Genomic DNA, 16698 nt, shown 5'->3' with positions numbered 1-16698 from the left:
GACATCTATGCTTCAAATAAGAAATCTAACGATCACCCACCTAAAAGACCTGAAAGAGTTAGTCAAAGATTTGTCACTGACTGTCAATCAAGGAGACAAGGTCGCTATTATCGGTGAGGAAGGCAATGGCAAGTCTACCCTGCTCAAGCTCCTGCTAGACGAGCGACTGGTCAGCTCTTATGTCAGCTACAGCGGACATATTGATAAGTCCTATACCGCTGCTGTTTATCTGCCCCAGCAACTGCCTTCAGAGGATGCCCAACTGACGCTCAATGACTATTTCTTTGCTGATTTTGAGACCGAGCTGGACTATGCCAAGCTCTACCGCTATGCTGGAGAGCTTAACTTTGACAGCCAGCGCTTTGCCAGTCAGCAGCAGCTCGCTAGCCTATCTGGAGGAGAAAAACTCAAGGTCCAGCTTATCAAGAAATTAGCTAGTGATTGGGACATTCTCTTTCTTGACGAGCCCTCTAATGACCTCGATCTTGAAACTTTGACTTGGCTGGAGAACTTTATCAGCCACAGCCAGAGAACGGTCCTTTTCGTCTCTCACGACGAGCACTTTCTCTCTCAAGCTGCGACCAAGATTGTTCATCTGGAGCGAATCAAAAAGAAGCAGGAGGCTAGAACCAGCGTCAAAAGTCTGGACTATGAAAATTACCGCCATCAACGTCAGGAGGCTTTTGAAAAACAGGGGCAACTAGCACGAAAAGAGCGAGAAGAACACGCTAAGACTATGGAAAAACACCGACAAGTTAAGCAAAATGTTGAGAATGCCTTGAGAAATACCAAAAATGATGTCCAAGGCCGACTATTAGCCAAGAAGATGAAAAACGTCCTCTCACAGGGCAAACGATTTGAAAAGGCAGGTGCTGAAATGACCGAAATCCCAACACAGGAAGATGCTATCAGCCTTCACTTCTCAGACATAGAAGCTCTGCCATTGACCAAAAGAATCCTCAAATTAGAAGGAATGAAACTGGAAACAGACGAGCGACAACTGGCGGAGAACCTGACTCTGGAGGTCTGCGGCCAGGAAAAAATCGGACTGATTGGTGCTAATGGCGCAGGCAAGTCTACTCTGCTTAAGGAAATATGGAAGATCCTGCGTGAGCGGACAGACATGAGGGTCGGCTACATGCCCCAGCATTATGGCGACTTGCTGGATGATGAGAGCAGTTCCTTGGACTTTCTGGCTCCCTATGGTGACAAGGCTCAGGAAGAGAAAATCCTGACGCATCTAGCCAGTCTCCAGTTCACGCGCGACGAGGCCCGCCACCCAATTGGCCAACTTTCAGGTGGCCAAAAAGCCAAGCTCCTCCTGCTCAAACTAGTCTTAGACTGCCCCAATGTTCTCCTTCTGGACGAGCCAACCCGCAACTTCTCTCCCACCTCTCAGCCTCAAGTTCGCCAGCTTTTGGCGACCTATCCTGGCGCCATCATAGCTGTCTCCCACGACCGCATCTTCCTCAAAGAAGTCTGCCAGAAGATTTACCGACTGACGGAGGCTGGGTTGGAAGAAGTTGAATTATAAGCAAAAAGAGTTGGAAATTCCAACTCTTTTCGTTTTGTTTAGCATCAATCTGTGAACTTTAATAAAGTTCCCCTTCTACTCCTGCGCCGTCTGCATTTGGTAATAAACGCCTCTAGCTGCCATGAGCTCCTGGTGATTACCATGTTCTACGATATCTCCATCTACCATGACGAGGATGATGTAAGCATTTTCAATAGTAGACAGGCGATGGGCAATGATAAAGCTAGTCCGTCCCACCATGAGCTTGCTGAAAGCCTCCTGAATCAAGACTTCTGTCCGGGTATCAATGGAGGAAGTTGCCTCATCCAAGATTAGGATTTTAGGAACAGCCAGGAAGACACGCGCGATGGTCAAGAGCTGCCGCTGACCTTGAGACAGGGAGTCCCCAGCATCCGCTAGGTAGGTGTCATACCCCTGAGGCAGCTGCTGGATAAAGAAATGCGCATTGGCCGCCTTGGCAGCAGCAATGACCTCTTCTCGGCTGGCGTCTGGCCGGCCAAAAGCTATGTTGTCGTGAATAGTCGCCGTCTTAAGCCAAGTCTCCTGCAGTACCATACCAAACTGCTGACGATAAGAGGCTCTAGTGTAATGCGTTATGGGAGTACCGTCTAGCGAAATAAGACCACTATCTACATTGTAAAATCGCATGAGGAGATTGATCAAGGTAGACTTGCCAGCACCAGTTGGCCCGACAATAGCAACCTTACTAGCTGCTGGAATCCTTATATTCAAATCCTGAATCAGCTCTTTTCCAGGCTCATAGCCAAAAGCTACATGCTCGAAGCTAATCTGTCCTTTGATATCTTCCGACTGGAGGATTTCCTGACCAGACTCAGCTATTTCTTCTTGGTCCAAAACGCTGTAAATCCTCTCCGCACAAGCTAATGCGCTCTGCAATTCCGACATGACTGATGATATATCATTGAAAGGCTTGGTGTACTGGTTGACGTAGTTGAGGAAAGTCACCAGCTGCCCAACCGTAAAGCCTGTTCCCTGAATGATTCGTACAGCCCCAAAGCCCACAATCAAAGCATAGATCAGGGCATTGATAAAACGAGTCGAAGGATTGACCGTTGAAGAATAGAAAATAGCCGCCTGCGAATAGTCCGCATAAGTTTGATTACTGTGAGTAAAAGCTGTATCAAACTGCTCCTGAGCATTAAATGCTTGAATCAAACTCTCCTGAGTCAAACTTTCCTCAATCAGCTGGGTCTGTGCCCCTCTAGCCTGAGTCTGACGTTGGAAAAAGCTAAAACTTTTTCTAGCAATAAAACGAGCTAAGAAGAGAGAAAGAGGCGTCAAAAGCAGAACCAAAAGTAGGAGGAAAAAGTCCAATCTGGCCATGCTAATGATGGTCACTAAGATTGTCAACAAACCCACAAAAAACTGATTAAAAACCATAAGCAGGCCATTGCTGAGCTGCTCCAAGTCTGTCGTCACCCGACTAACCAAGTCGCCAGTTCCCTGCCGATCCAGATAGGCCAATGGCAGATAGTGTACTTTCTTGATGACACCTTGTCGGAGCTGCTGGCTATAGCGATAGACCAGCTGATTATAGAGCAAGGGATTGAGCCACTGAATCAGCGTATTGGCTAAGATGACCAACAGCATCTGGCCCAAAATCGGCATCAAATGCTGCTCCGATTGAGGGAGAAGAACACTATCAACCGCATTCCCGATTAAAACTGGAAGAAGAACAGTCAGAGCCACTTGAGCCACTGTTCCCAGACTAGCTAAGAGAAAGAGCCAGCGCGCCTGTACCAAATCTCGAGTCAAACGCCTCAAGCTGCTAGGTGATGTCTTATGCTTCATGCTTTCCCTCCTCTCCTTGACTATGCTGTGATTGATGGATTTCTCGGTAAATGGCAGAGCTGACTAAGAGTTCCTCATGGCGACCAAGAGCCACCTGTTCTCCCTTATCTAGGACTAAGATTTGATTCGCTGAGCGCAAGCTATTGGTCCGCTGAGAGATCAAGACCAGACTGGTCTCTGTCAATTCATTCTTAATAGCCTGCAAGAGTCTAGCCTCTGTCAGATAGTCCAGAGCAGAGGTTGCATCATCTAAAACCAAGAAAGGTGCCCTCCGCAAGACAGCTCTGGCAATGGTTAAACGCTGACGCTGACCTCCAGAAAAATTCCGTCCAAAGGCCTCTACAGTCGCATCCAAGCCACCTTCCTTCTGAGAGACAAAGTCCGCCGCCTGAGCAATCTCTAAAGCCTGCCACAAGTCTTCATCTGTTGGCTTGGTTGACAATCCTAAAGTCAGATTGGAGCGAACAGTTCCTTGGAAAAGCTCCGCCTTCTGAGGCACCAGACTGATCCAGGACCGCCATTCTCTGAGATTTTTAGGACTGCGTCCTTGGGAAAAGATGGTCAACTGACCAGCAGCCACAGGATAAAGATGAGCCAGCAACTGGACTAGGGTAGACTTACCTGAACCTGTCCCGCCAATAACTCCTAAAGTTTGACCTTTTTTCAAATTAAAAGTCAGACCCGTCAAGGCAGGACTAGCTGCATTGGGATAAGAAAAGCTAACCTGCTGGACTTTAATGGCTTGATCCGGCAGAGCTGTTTCCTGCACTAATTCCTGCAGGACATCTTCTTCTGCTTGCTCGAAAACCTGACTGATGCGACCTGCACTGATATAGCTTTGATTGAGAGAATTGACTAGCATAGCCAGCTTGAGCAATTCCACCAAAATCTGCAATAAATAATTAACCAAGGCCACTAGCATCCCCTGAGTCAGTAAGCCCCTGCCGATAAAGTTATTCCCCTGCCAAATCACAGCAATCAGAGTACCATTGACCGTAAGAAAAGTCAGAGGGCTAATCAGACTAGCCAGAGCTCCCGTCCTGATTTGCCAGGTTTTATAGAGCTCGTTGCGATTGCGAAAGGTCTGAACCTCGCGCTGGGTCTGACCGAAAGCTCGTATGACCCGCATGCCCTGCAGCTGCTCACGCGTCAGATTGACCAGTTGGTCTGTCAGTTGACGAATCTTGGCATAGAGGGGATTCATCAGACGAGACATGAAAACGATAATAGCCGTTAAAATTGCCACCATGAGCAAGAACCACAAGGTAATGACCGGACTGATAGTAAAGGCCATGATGATGGAACCAAAAACGATGATAGGCGCCCGCAGAAAAAGACGAAGAAATTGATTGATCCCTGTCTGAATCTGGTAGGTATCACTCGTCAGTCGAGTCACCAAGCTAGAAGTCGTCAGCTCATCCCGACTAGCCTTAGGCAAACGCAGGATTTTTTGATAGAGGTCGCTTGTCATCTGACGAGTAAAGCCCACTGCCGCCTTTGACGAATAATACTGGGCCACCACCGCTACCACCACGCCAAGCGCAGCCAAGCCCATCAAAAGAAAAACCATCCAGTAGAGATGGGAGCTGTCCTTTCGGGGAATGGTCTCGTCCACAATCCCAGCAATTAAAATCGGAACCAATAGTTCAAAACTGGCTTCCAAAAGCTTGAACAAGGGTCCCAGCAAAGACTCCCTAATATAGCCTTTGAAATATTTCAATAAATCTTTCATGCTGTCTACTTCTCCATTAAACTGTTCCTATTTTACCATAATTTTCAAAAGGAAAAAAATATTCTCCTTCTGACCAGCAGAAAGAGAACATTAATCTTAGACTTCTTGTAAGTTCTGGCTTATTTTCTTTAGCCCTACATGCAAAAATGGTGTCACTGCTAATAAGAAACCGCCTAAAACTATAAAAGTCCAATCGAAGCCAAAGTAATCAATCAACCAGCCTGTCAGAGGGAAAATGACAATCATGCTCAGGCTGAACATCATAGAATAGACACTAAGCATGGTCGCCCGTACTTCACTTGGCAGCAGCTTTTGTAAATCATTGTCAAAAATCGGCTGGAAGAGAGCATACAAGGCGTTGCTGATTAGATAAACCACAATATAGATGATTGACGTTCCAAAGTAGGACAACAGGTAAGTCATTCCTGTCAGAAGGACCAATAAAGGAAAGAGTTTCAAGGCTGAATACTTCTTTCCAATCACACTCGCCAGATAGACTGCCAAGATATTCAAAGCACTGCCAATTAGCATGACCAGCGAAATCTGCCAATCTTTTAAGTCGGGCAATTGATTTTGATAGTAAAAATAAAACATACACATCAGTGTTCCGATGATTTGGGAAAGAATCATCCAGATAAAAAGGCTGGGATTTCTCTGCAACTCCTCTTTGACAGCCCAGATAATCTTTTTCATGGTCAGACGTTCTGCTTTCTCTGCTTTGACACTTGGCTCCTTCAGCATCCAAGTCAAGAACAGAACGATGATAGAGGTGCCAATCATGATATAGTAGGTCAGATGCAATTGTCCATGGACAAAAAATCCAGCCCAGACTGTTCCCAAAGATCGGGTCGCCTCGGCCACTCCAGACATGAAGCTGGAAATGGACAGGTAACGTTCCTTGAGTCCCGCCTCTACGGACGAATCATAGACCATGGCTGCGCTTGTCCCCGAATCAAAATTATAGGACCAAGCACTGATCATCATAGCCAGTGCATAGATCCAAAAGTTCCCCTGTCCCGCCAACATGAGAACAGAAGACACAATCCCGGCTATCCGGCTCAGATAAAGATTGGTCTTGTAGGAAAAGCGATCGGCCAACATCCCTGAAGGAATTTCACAGATGACACTAGTGGCATGAAAGATACTTTCCAAAAGGCCAATCTGCCAGAGGGACATGCCGTTTTGACTTAGAAATAAAATCCAAAAACTAGTAATGCCTAAAAAGGCAAAAAATTCAACTCCGGCCATAAGACCGATATTTTTCCGATAACTTCTTTTAAACATATTTTCTCCTTTAACAAGTGTTTTTTAACTTTTATTCTTTATCACTTGTTAATCTGCTGGTTACATGACCCCTACCTCTTCTTTCTCTAAAATTCTATATTTGGATTATTTCATAGTTCATTGTTGAAAAAACGCCACATGGGCGTTTGATTCGTTTTACGGTTTAATACGGTGCAACATACGTGGGAATGGAATAGCTTCACGGATATGTTTGGTACCTGCTACAAAGGTTACCATACGCTCGATACCGATACCAAATCCACCGTGTGGAACAGATCCATACTTACGAAGATCCAAGTAGAATTCATATTCTGATGTATCCATACCAAGCTCTTCCATTTTAGCGACCAGTGCGTCGTAATCTTCTTCACGCATAGAGCCACCGATGATTTCACCGTAGCCTTCTGGAGCTAGCAAGTCTGCACAGAGGACACGGTCTGGATTTCCAGGAACCGGCTTCATGTAGAAAGCTTTGATAGCTGCTGGGTAGTTCACGACAAAGGTTGGTACACCAAAATGGTTTGAAATCCATGTTTCATGTGGTGAACCGAAGTCATCTCCATGTTCCAGATGCTCATAGTCAGCATCTTCATCATTTTCATGCGCTTGCAAAAGATCAATCGCTTCATCATAGCTAACACGCTTGAATGGCTCAGCAACGTAGCGCTTCAAGAGTTCTACATCACGTTCCAATGTTTCCAAAGCTTGAGGAGCCCGGTCAAGAACGCCTTGAATCAAGGCTTTGACATAAGCTTCCTGCAAGTCGAGTGACTCATCGTGAGTAACAAAATTATACTCTGCATCCATCATCCAGAACTCTGTCAAGTGACGGCGAGTTTTTGATTTTTCTGCACGGAATACAGGTCCAAAGTCATAAACACGGCCCAAAGCCATAGCTCCCGCTTCCAAATAAAGCTGACCTGATTGGCTCAAGTATGCTGGAGTTCCGAAGTAGTCGGTCTCAAAGAGCTCAGTCGAATCCTCTGCCGCATTTCCTGACAAGATTGGGCTGTCAAACTTGATAAAGCCATTCTTATCAAAGAATTCATAGGTAGCGTAGATGATGGCATTGCGGATTTGCATCATAGCCACTTGCTTACGAGAACGCAGCCACAAGTGACGGTTGTCCATGAGGAAGTCAGTTCCGTGTTCTTTTGGCGTAATTGGATAGTCATTTGACTCGCCGATGATTTCGATATCTGTAATGTCCAGCTCGTAGCCAAACTTAGAACGTTCGTCTTCTTTGACAATCCCTGTCACATAAACAGACGTTTCTTGGCTCAAGCGTTTGATAGTATCAAACTTCTCAAGTCCTACTTCTTCGCCAAATTTCTCAATAAAGTTAGGTTTGAAGGCTACACCTTGGAAAAAGGCAGAACCATCACGCAACTGCAAGAAAGCGATTTTCCCTTTTCCTGACTTGTTGGCCACCCAAGCACCAATCGTTACTTCTTCACCAACATGATTTTTTACATCAATAATTGTTACGATTTTCTTTGACACGTTTTTTCTCTTTTCTATTTTTTATTCTTTATGACAGACTGCCTCGACATTATTACCATCCGGATCCAAGACAAAGGCTGCATAGTAAGGCTGGTGATATTGGGGACGAATGCCTGGGGCACCATTATCTTGACCACCCGCTGCAAGGCCAGCTTGATAAAAAGCATCCACCTGCTCCCTGGTCTCCGCACGAAAGGCAAAATGAGATGCATCTGATTGCCCCTGACTTAACCAAAAATCTCCAGCTGGAGCCGTCCGAGGTTCTGCAAAACTTACTGCCTGAGGAATTTCAAAGGCAAGCTTGTATCCCAATGGCTCTAAAGCTTTCTGATAAAAGAGCTTGCTGGCTTCTAAATCCTTGACTGTAATCCCAAAATGATCAATCATTCTTACTTCTCCATGAAATCCTTGAGGCGTTGAACCGCTTCTTTTAGTGTATCCATGTCAGTCGCATAGCTGAGGCGGACATTTTCTGGCGCACCAAATCCGTCTCCTGTCACCAAAGCAACTCCTACTTCTTCTAAAATCGCTGTGGTAAAGGCTGTCACATCGGTATAGCCCTTCATTTCCATCGCTTTTTTAACATTTGGGAAGAGGTAGAAGGCTCCCTGAGGTTTGACGACTTCAAAGCCAGGCACTTGAGCCAGCAAAGGATAAATAGTATTCAGGCGCTCTTCAAAGGCCAATCTCATATTTTCGACCGTATCCTGACTACCTGTCAAGGCTTCAATGGCTGCATATTGCGCCACCGCTGTTGGATTAGAAGTCGTTTGCCCTGCAACCTTGCTCATCGCTGAGATAATTTCAGGCTCACCTACAGCATAGCCAATCCGCCAGCCCGTCATAGAGTAGCTTTTAGAAACACCGTTGATGACAACTGTTTGCTTACGAATTTCTTCTGACAGACTAGAAATCGGCGTGAATTCATTACCATTATAGACCAAGCGGCCATAAATATCATCGGCTAAGATCAAGATATCATGCTCAACAGCCCAGTTCCCGATAGCCAACAGCTCTTCTGCTGTATAAATCATACCAGTCGGATTGGACGGAGAGTTCAGAACCAAGACCTTGGTCTTCTCAGTGCGAGCAGCTTCCAGCTGGGCCACTCTCACCTTAAAGTGATTTTCCTCTGTCGCTTGAGCAAAAACTGGCTTTCCTTCAGCCATCAAGATCTGGTCGGCATAGCTGACCCAATAGGGCGTCGGAATGATGACTTCATCCTCTGGATCAATCACGCTCATAAAGAAGGTGTAAAGTGAGAACTTAGCACCCGTTGTTACTGTTACTTGATTAGGCTGGATCTCATAACCATAGTACTTGGCAAAATAGTCTACAACCGCTGCTTTCAGCTCTGGCAGGCCACTTGTTACCGTATAAAAACTAGCTCTGCCATCTTCAATCGCTGCAATCGCTGCTTGCTGGATATTCTTAGGCGTCGGAAAATCTGGCTCTCCCAAGGTCAAAGAAAGGATATCCCTGCCTTCAGCCTTTAAAGCTTTGGCTCTAGCTGCCGCCGCCAAAGTCACGCTTTCTTCCATATTTAAAACACGATTGGATAATTTCATAGCCCCTCCTTGCTGAGCAATGTCTTGCTTTCAAATCCGATATTGTAATAAGTGCTTCCAGACTTAATTTCCCAAACAGGCTGACCGTCTAAATAACCAAAAATAGTCTTATCAATAGAGGTCGCTCCATTTTCCTTGGCTACTTGCTCTGCCTCTGTCTGACTCATCCCATCTTGCAAATGATAGACATGGATTTTATTGGAATTTTTGGAAATCAGAACAGCTTCTTCCTCTTTTTTACTTGTTTTCCCAATCAAGCTATAATATGATTCTTTGCCATTGTAAATCGCAAAGCTCGTCAGACTTTCCAAATCTGCATATTTCTTAGCGATTTTTTGAGAACCCTCCTTGGCTGACTGCCAAGGCTCGATAGCAAGGTGCAATATCGTAAAAAATGAAAAAACAAGCGCCGTGAGGACGAGGAAAAGCCCGATGGCATAGTGCCTTATAGGAAATTCAGCCTTTTCTTTAATTTTATGTTTCACTGAATCATTATACTACAAATAGCCTGATTTTTCTAGGACTTTTATTATATTTGCATTCATTACTATTTATTGATAAAATGTTGCTATGAAAATAACTGAAAACCTAGACAAGGATACTCTACTTGACCTCAAGACAATTATCGTTCTCCATAAGGCAGAGCGCACCATTCGTAATCTCGAAGCTCAAATTTTTAAAAAGCACAATTTGACGCCAACCCAATTTTCCGTTTTGGAAACCTTATATAGTAAAGGAGAACTGCGGATTCAAGATTTGATTGATAGCATGCTGGCTACTTCGGGAAATATGACGGTCGTTATTAAAAATATGGAAAGAGATGGCTGGATTAGTCGTAGCTGCGATCCCAATGATCGCCGCTCCTTCCTCATCCAACTAACCGACCAAGGACAGAAAAAAATCGAGGCTGTCCTACCAGAGCATATGGCCAATATCAGTCACATGACTGCTCTACTCTCCCAAAACGACAAAGAAGATTTAGTGCGGATTTTAAAAACTTTCAAAAAGCTGAGCTAAATTATTGCTAATTAGTGACAAATGTTGTAACATGGATAGTAACAAGAGGGACACCTCTTAAAATAAAGATAAAATGGAGGACACATTTATGTCTAAAGTATTATTTATTGTTGGCTCACTTCGTCAAGGTTCATTCAATCATCAGTTGGCAGCTCAAGCAGAAAAAGCTCTAGCTGGTAAAGCTGAGGTATCTTATCTTGATTACAAGGATGTACCATTCTTTAACCAAGACATCGAAAGTCCAGCTCCAGCTGCTGTTGCCAAGGTTCGTGAAGAAATCCTTGCAGCTGATGCTATCTGGATCTTCTCACCTGTCTACAACTGGGCCATCCCAGGTGTGGTGAAAAACTTGCTCGATTGGACTTCACGCGCACTTGATTTGTCAGACCCTAGCGGCCCTTCTGCCCTCAATGCAAAAGTGGTTACTGTTTCATCTGTTGCTAACGGCACTTCACCTGATGAGGTCTTCAAACACTACCGTAGCCTCCTTCCATTTATTCGCATGAATGTAGTTGACCAATTTACTGGTGTCGGTATCAATCCAGAAGCTTGGGGAACTGGTCAATTAGTCCTTTCAGAAGACAAGCTTGCTGAGCTATCTGCCCAAGCAGATGCCCTCCTAGCAGCTATCAACTAAGATAAAATAAAAATATGAAGCAAGATTTCCGAGAAATACTGCTTCATGTTTTTTATTTTAAGATAATGGCTGCGACGATTGGACTGACAATTACATACATGATCCCTGTCACTCCGATTGCAAGGCCTGCCATGGCTCCAGCAACATGTCCATATTTGAAAGCTGTTCCTGTCCCAACTGCATGTCCTGTACCACCTAAGGCCAAGCCAACCGCTACTGGATCCTTAATTTTTAGCAGTTTAAGAATAGTCGGTCCCATGACACTTGTCAAAATACCTGTCGCCACAACAACCACCAAGGTAACAGTTGTCAAGCCCTGCATTTTATCAGTAATTCCTACCGCCATCGCTGTTGTGACAGATTTTGGAAATAGAGAAATCGCTAAAAAGAAGTCCATCCCAAAGAATTTTGCCAGCAGAGCCGTGAAAGTCGTATTAACCACTACAGCCACAAAGGTACCTAGCAGGATACTGCGAGCGTGGTGTTTCATCAAGTGGAAGGTCTTATAAAGCGGAATTCCTAAAGCAACCGTAGACGGTACGATTAAATTGTTCAAATAAGCCCCACCGACATAGTAGTCTTTATAAGAAATACCTGTTAATTTCAAGAAAGCAATGACCAAAATCGCTGCTAAAAGGAGAGGCGTTGTCAAAGGATGAGGAAATCTGCGGAAAATCAGCATCCCGATGAGGTAGGCCAAAATGGACAAGGCGAGACCAAATAGCGGGTTACTCCATAGATTAGACATGATTCATCCCTCCTTCCTCATAATCGCCTTCAAAATGCTGCTTGATGAATTGTACGACAAGGGCAATGACGATCACATTTAAAACAATGGCACCAAGAATAATCAAAACAATCGGTAGCAGATAAGGAGCAATCACATGAAATTTATCCATAATACCTACCGCCGGCGGCAGAAAAAGAATGGTCATATTGGCCAACAGAAAGTTGCCGACCATACTGACGTGGCGGAGTCTCAATAACTTAAACTGCAAAGCAAGAAATAGCAAGATTAAGCCAATAATACTCCCTGGAATAGGAAGATGGAAGACACTTGATATCCCCTCTCCAATGATGGAAATCGAGAAAATAATCATCAACTGGACATATAACTTCATGCAGAACCTCCGAAACTTTCTATGTACAGTTTACTCCTTTTCAGAAAAATTTCAAGGTTTTTCTCAAATAAAAAGATGGAAACGAATCCATCTGATTGCTTGCATACTATCCTTACTTCTATAATCTGCGGGTCTAGCATGAAACAAAGTGATTATCATTCTTCGTCCTGCTATCAAAAAAACGCCTTGGGGCGCTTCTTGAAATACAACGGAAGACATGGGATTCGAACCCACGCACGCTTTTACACGCCTACTGCGTTTCCAACACAGCCTCTTAAGCCTCTTGAGTAATCTTCCATAAAAGAGAAAGACTTGCTTTCTCAAAACTTTATCCATTATACCACATTGCAGCTCCAGCCGCTATACTTTCCGTTATATTTTTTCGAAATTTCTATTAATTCCCAAACATGTTGGTTGATGCTAGGGAGCTCTGTAGTATCGAATCGGGATATTTCTAGTTTGTAAGGACGAGGATCGCCTTCTTCTTTTTTCTTAGAAGAAATATCATAATCAAGGGCAGAGGCATCCCCCATAAAGGAAACACGATCATCGTAAGTCTCAAAACTAAACTGATGAGTGATTTCCCTTAGTTGACTGTGGTCATCCCCGTCTTTTTCTAAACGATACCAGATACGCTGGTTTAAGATAGATTGGTACTCATATTCATTTGGATACAAGAAGTCAAAGTATTGTTTCCAGTCAGGATCCACCAGAGTAGCTGAACTATATTGATATTTCGAAAATTGCTCCATTACTTGAGCAATAATCGGCATGTGCCGCTCTCTATTTTTCAAATAGTAATAAAATTCTATATGACCATCTGTGATGACTACTCCGACATAGATAGCCGCAATGCGCTTCATCGCTTCTGAAAGACTATCTTCGATGAGGTTCAAATTAGAAAATTCGTCATAATCTGGAAACCCTGTCTCTGAATCAACATTCAAAATGGCAATTCTCAACCGTAGTGCATAAGTATAGGATGGATAGGGAGCGATAGAATTCAACGCTAAATTTAGACGGATACTAGCCATTCGGTCATCAATAAGGGTCGAAAAAGAGCCCCATTCATTCGGAAGATTCTCTAAATCAACAGAAACTTCCTCAATGGGTAGATGGCTATCTTGACTCTTCCCTAAGATTTTTCCAAAAAAACTCATATCATCAAAAACCTCATTTACATATCCCTATGGAGCCGGTGGGAGTCGAACCCACGTCCAAACACCTGCCAACACATTTGTCTACGACCATAGGCCATGTCTTCATTTAACTCAGCTTTGACACATGGCTCAAGCCCAAGCTAAGCGAGTCTATCAATCTCTTGTAAAATCCCTAGACTTGATTTTACCGTAGCTTGCTCATAATAAGACCGGTCATCAGACACAAGCAATCCGAATCAGGTCACGCTGGCTGTTTTTTAGGCAGCTAAAGCGTAAGAATTGTTATTTTTTGCAGTTATATTTAACTGGCGTTTTACATCCGCTAGATGAGTCGCAAAATGTGCCGCATAATGCCTGTCGAATCCGTAACGACCCCAAGATAAGTAACTATTATACCAAAATAATGTCCTAATTGCAAAAATCAAGATAAAATTACTCCAAAGATACTAAAATTCCCTTGATATAAGGCACCAAGGGAATTTGACTACATATGATCTTTCACTGCAACTGCTACCATTCTAGCCTTGGCTCTTGGCTGTCCCGCTACTGACATCTCCATCACGATAATAGCTTTCCTTGCTCCCAACTCCTCAAGCCGCGAAGTGACGAGGATTTCCTGGTCAATGGGCGTCGGGCTCTGGTAATCAACTTCTAAGCGGGCTGTGATAAAGCGTCCAATGACTGTATCTTGAGTCAAGTCCAAGCCTTTTTCTTGATGGGCAAACCAAGCTGCTGAAGCCGTTCCATGGCAATCAAAAATCATAGCAATCATGCCACCAAAAAGATTGGCCGGCACACCACCAGTATAGTGAGATTCTGGTCGTATTCTAGTGACACATTCCTTCCCATCCAAGCTAGGATAAGTCTTTAAATGCAGCCCTAGCTCATTCTTAGGGCCACAGCCCCAGCAATGTTGAAATCGGTCGCCATATGTATCTTGAATCGCAATCTTTCTTGTTTCTAAAGTCATACCAGTTCCTTTCAAAAATCAGAGTGTAAGCGTTTTTTGATTAGTATATCAGCCTTTGGAGCAATAGTAAATAGAAAGCAAGGCCAATATCTTTTAATTGTTGCTATAATCTGATTTTATAAGTTTTCTACCTCTTTCTTGAATTAAAGACACTCATTTTCAGCCTGAATAGCCTTTCTAAAGCATAGAAAAACCAAGAAAGCCCGATCTGGCTTCTTGGTTTTATCTATTTTTATAGCTTCTTCTATTAGAATAGTTCCTGAATTGGTTCAAAAATAATCCGTTCAATATCAGACAAGTAAATAGAAAGCTGTTGCTGCTTATTAAAGAAAGCTGATAATAAATCATTGTCTTGGATTTTATCTCCAAAACTCTGCATCTTTTCTTGAATGTCTGGAGTCGGCATTTGACCTGTTTGAGCCAGTTGCTGCAGCTCTTTCTGGAAAGCTAGGTAGTCATCAAAAATAGCCTTGGCTTCACTATTCGCATTGATAGCCTGCTTGCTTTCTACCACAGCTTTGTACTCTGGCATTTCGCGAAGTCCTCGACTGAGTTCATTGGCTAAATCATAAATATTTGACATAGAGTTCTCCATTCTATATTAGTCTTCGGACACTAAGTAATCCGTATTTTCTCTTACTATTTTAGCAGATTTTTCCAAATCTTGGTGATTTTTAAAGGTGATTTGCAGAATACCGTTGATATCTTCGCGGTTTTCCTCGTTGATACGAATATTGACGACCGAAATTCCGCGCAGGAGCTCCAGAATACCCAAAATCGCATCTTCTTCGTCGGGCACCTCAATAAAGAGGTCATAAAAGCTGTCCACACCTGCACGCTTATGAATTTCCATTTGTTTGCGGCTTTGCCGTCCTCGGTCGAAAAATTCCCAAATAGCTGTCTCGTCCTTAGCCTCAATCGCTGCGGCAACCTTGTCTAACTGGGCTTTAAAATCTTCCAGCCGCTCCAAGATAGCTTGAGGATTGGTCAAGAGGATAGAGGTCCACATACCCGGCTCACTCTCCGCAATCCGCGTCATATCTCGAAAACCACCGGCTGCAAAAGACTGGGTCAGCTCATGCTCTTGGCTATAAGCTGCCGCTTGCTCCATAAGGCTGGAGGCTAGGATATGCGGAAAATGACTGATTTGACTGGTCACTCGGTCGTGCTCGGCTGCATCTACCTGAATAAAGCGGGCATGAAGACCACTCAGCAAATCTTTCATTTCCTCAAGCGTACCAGACTTGGTCAGGCTAGAGGGCGTGAAGATATAATAGGCATTTTCAAAGAGAGTGACATGAGCAGCCTTGGCTCCAGTCTTGTGACTTCCGGCCATAGGATGAGCGCCAACAAAGCGGACGGGCTTATTCTGCAGATACTTTTCTGCTGCTGCCACAATCTCAGCCTTGGTTGATCCAGCATCTGAGATGATGGCATTTTCCTTCAGGTCCAGCTCCGCTAGATCCTTGATAAATGCTATGGTCTGCTTGATAGGCACAGCCAGAATAATCACATCAGCCAGAGGTGCAAAGGCGGCAAAATCATCCGTTACCTGGTCTACCATTCCACGTTCCAAGGCAACTCTGCGCGATTCCTCACTTCGATTATAGCCAAGAATCTCAATCTCAGGATGAGATCGCCTGATGCCCAGAGCCAAGGAAGCTCCAATCAGTCCCAGACCTGCGATATAGACTGTTTTTCTCTCCATGCCCTTCTCCTTACTTCTAAAAGTTCTTGACAAATTCCCGATGGCGGGCTATCGCATCCTTTAGTTCTTCCAGATTGTCCGAAGAAAACTTCTCTAGGACTTCAGTAGCTAAAATTGTTGCCACCACGCTTTCCATGACAACACCTGCCGCTGGCAGAGCCGTAGGATCGCTCCGCTCCACCGTTGCCTTATAAGGCTCGTGGGTCTCAATATCCACGCTCATCAGAGGCTTGTAAAGGGTTGGAATGGGCTTCATGACACCTCGCACCACGATTGGCTGACCATTGGTCATACCGCCCTCAAAGCCACCTAGATTATTGGTCCTGCGAGTAAAGCCATCTTCCTCAGACCAGAGGATTTCATCCATGACTTGACTGCCCTTGAGACGGCCTGCTTCAAAGCCCACGCCAAACTCGACTCCCTTGAAAGCGTTGATGGACACGACTCCCTGAGCAATCTTGGCATCCAGCTTCTTGTCCCATTGGACATAGGAGCCCAGACCGACCGGCACACCGCCAACGACAGTCTCGATGACACCACCGATGGTATCCCCGTCTTTCTTAATTTGATCAATGTAAGCCTTGATTTCTTCTTCGCGCTCGTGATTGACAATGGAAACATCAGACTGGGCAGCTCTTTCCTTGATTTCTGC

General features: G+C 44.4%; 17 protein-coding genes, 1 tRNA gene and 1 other RNA gene. 3 read left to right on the top strand and 16 right to left on the bottom strand.

Annotated elements, in window-relative coordinates; all coding sequences use genetic code 11:
• The first annotated feature begins 7 nt into the window (after window positions 1-7).
• On the top strand, window positions 8-1534 hold the full coding sequence (locus SCRDD08_RS05070; protein ID WP_061422702.1) for an ATP-binding cassette domain-containing protein: 1527 nt from the start codon (window positions 8-10) through the stop codon (window positions 1532-1534).
• 75 nt (window positions 1535-1609) lie between these two features.
• Here SCRDD08_RS05070 and SCRDD08_RS05065 read toward each other — a convergent pair whose 3' ends face one another.
• The 7 genes from SCRDD08_RS05065 to SCRDD08_RS05035 form a co-directional block, all read right to left on the bottom strand.
• A complete protein-coding gene (locus SCRDD08_RS05065) occupies window positions 1610-3346 on the bottom strand; it encodes an ABC transporter ATP-binding protein (protein ID WP_061422701.1) in 1737 nt (578 codons plus the stop codon).
• The gene (locus SCRDD08_RS05060; RefSeq protein ID WP_061422700.1) at window positions 3336-5078 is read right to left on the bottom strand and encodes an ABC transporter ATP-binding protein; all 1743 of its coding nucleotides are present in this window, start codon (window positions 5076-5078) and stop codon (window positions 3336-3338) included. The genes SCRDD08_RS05065 and SCRDD08_RS05060 overlap by 11 nt, the downstream gene beginning before the upstream one ends.
• 96 nt (window positions 5079-5174) lie before the next feature.
• A complete protein-coding gene (locus SCRDD08_RS05055) occupies window positions 5175-6362 on the bottom strand; it encodes an MFS transporter (protein WP_061422699.1) in 1188 nt (395 codons plus the stop codon).
• Between the two features lie 156 nt (window positions 6363-6518).
• Window positions 6519-7865 (bottom strand): asparagine--tRNA ligase, encoded by a 1347-nt coding sequence (gene asnS / locus SCRDD08_RS05050; RefSeq protein WP_061422698.1) that lies wholly within the window; start codon window positions 7863-7865, stop codon window positions 6519-6521.
• Between the two features lie 21 nt (window positions 7866-7886).
• Window positions 7887-8252: a VOC family protein gene (locus SCRDD08_RS05045; protein WP_061422697.1), complete on the bottom strand. Its 366-nt coding sequence runs from the start codon at window positions 8250-8252 to the stop codon at window positions 7887-7889.
• A gap of 2 nt (window positions 8253-8254) precedes the next feature.
• Window positions 8255-9433 (bottom strand): pyridoxal phosphate-dependent aminotransferase, encoded by a 1179-nt coding sequence (locus SCRDD08_RS05040; RefSeq protein WP_061422696.1) that lies wholly within the window; start codon window positions 9431-9433, stop codon window positions 8255-8257.
• Entirely contained in the window at window positions 9430-9918 is a 489-nt protein-coding gene (locus SCRDD08_RS05035; protein WP_061422695.1) for a cell wall elongation regulator TseB-like domain-containing protein, read from the bottom strand. Before SCRDD08_RS05035 ends, SCRDD08_RS05040 begins: the two co-directional genes overlap by 4 nt.
• 85 nt (window positions 9919-10003) lie before the next feature.
• Here SCRDD08_RS05035 and SCRDD08_RS05030 point away from each other — a divergent pair, with 85 nt between their 5' ends.
• On the top strand, window positions 10004-10450 hold the full coding sequence (locus SCRDD08_RS05030) for a MarR family winged helix-turn-helix transcriptional regulator (protein ID WP_061422694.1): 447 nt from the start codon (window positions 10004-10006) through the stop codon (window positions 10448-10450).
• A gap of 88 nt (window positions 10451-10538) precedes the next feature.
• Complete coding sequence (locus SCRDD08_RS05025) at window positions 10539-11087, top strand: NADPH-dependent FMN reductase (RefSeq protein ID WP_061422693.1); 549 nt, start codon at window positions 10539-10541, stop codon at window positions 11085-11087.
• A gap of 52 nt (window positions 11088-11139) precedes the next feature.
• Here SCRDD08_RS05025 and SCRDD08_RS05020 read toward each other — a convergent pair whose 3' ends face one another.
• The 9 genes from SCRDD08_RS05020 to aroC form a co-directional block, all read right to left on the bottom strand.
• Window positions 11140-11835, bottom strand: a complete 696-nt coding sequence (locus SCRDD08_RS05020) for an LrgB family protein (RefSeq protein ID WP_061422692.1) — start codon at window positions 11833-11835, stop codon at window positions 11140-11142.
• Window positions 11828-12208, bottom strand: coding sequence for a CidA/LrgA family protein (locus tag SCRDD08_RS05015; RefSeq protein WP_061422691.1), 381 nt, complete (start codon window positions 12206-12208; stop codon window positions 11828-11830). Before SCRDD08_RS05015 ends, SCRDD08_RS05020 begins: the two co-directional genes overlap by 8 nt.
• A 209-nt stretch (window positions 12209-12417) precedes the next feature.
• Window positions 12418-12505, bottom strand: a tRNA-Ser gene (locus SCRDD08_RS05010).
• Between the two features lie 38 nt (window positions 12506-12543).
• The gene (locus SCRDD08_RS05005; RefSeq protein WP_061422690.1) at window positions 12544-13368 is read right to left on the bottom strand and encodes a DUF695 domain-containing protein; all 825 of its coding nucleotides are present in this window, start codon (window positions 13366-13368) and stop codon (window positions 12544-12546) included.
• 27 nt (window positions 13369-13395) lie between these two features.
• Window positions 13396-13744: a transfer-messenger RNA gene (ssrA, locus tag SCRDD08_RS05000) on the bottom strand.
• A gap of 108 nt (window positions 13745-13852) precedes the next feature.
• The gene (locus tag SCRDD08_RS04995) at window positions 13853-14338 is read right to left on the bottom strand and encodes a thioesterase family protein (RefSeq protein WP_061422689.1); all 486 of its coding nucleotides are present in this window, start codon (window positions 14336-14338) and stop codon (window positions 13853-13855) included.
• A gap of 247 nt (window positions 14339-14585) precedes the next feature.
• The gene (locus SCRDD08_RS04990; RefSeq protein ID WP_061422688.1) at window positions 14586-14921 is read right to left on the bottom strand and encodes a YlbF/YmcA family competence regulator; all 336 of its coding nucleotides are present in this window, start codon (window positions 14919-14921) and stop codon (window positions 14586-14588) included.
• Between the two features lie 18 nt (window positions 14922-14939).
• Complete coding sequence (locus SCRDD08_RS04985; RefSeq protein ID WP_061422687.1) at window positions 14940-16046, bottom strand: prephenate dehydrogenase; 1107 nt, start codon at window positions 16044-16046, stop codon at window positions 14940-14942.
• A gap of 16 nt (window positions 16047-16062) precedes the next feature.
• Window positions 16063-16698, bottom strand: a 636-nt coding sequence (gene aroC / locus SCRDD08_RS11890; RefSeq protein WP_231089332.1) for a chorismate synthase, incomplete at its 5' end; no start/stop codon positions are given.

It is taken from the genome of Streptococcus cristatus (assembly GCF_001578775.1).
GTDB lineage: Bacteria > Bacillota > Bacilli > Lactobacillales > Streptococcaceae > Streptococcus > Streptococcus cristatus_A.
The sequence above is the reverse complement of the archived record's forward strand: the minus strand, read 5'-3'. Positions and strand labels throughout refer to the sequence as shown.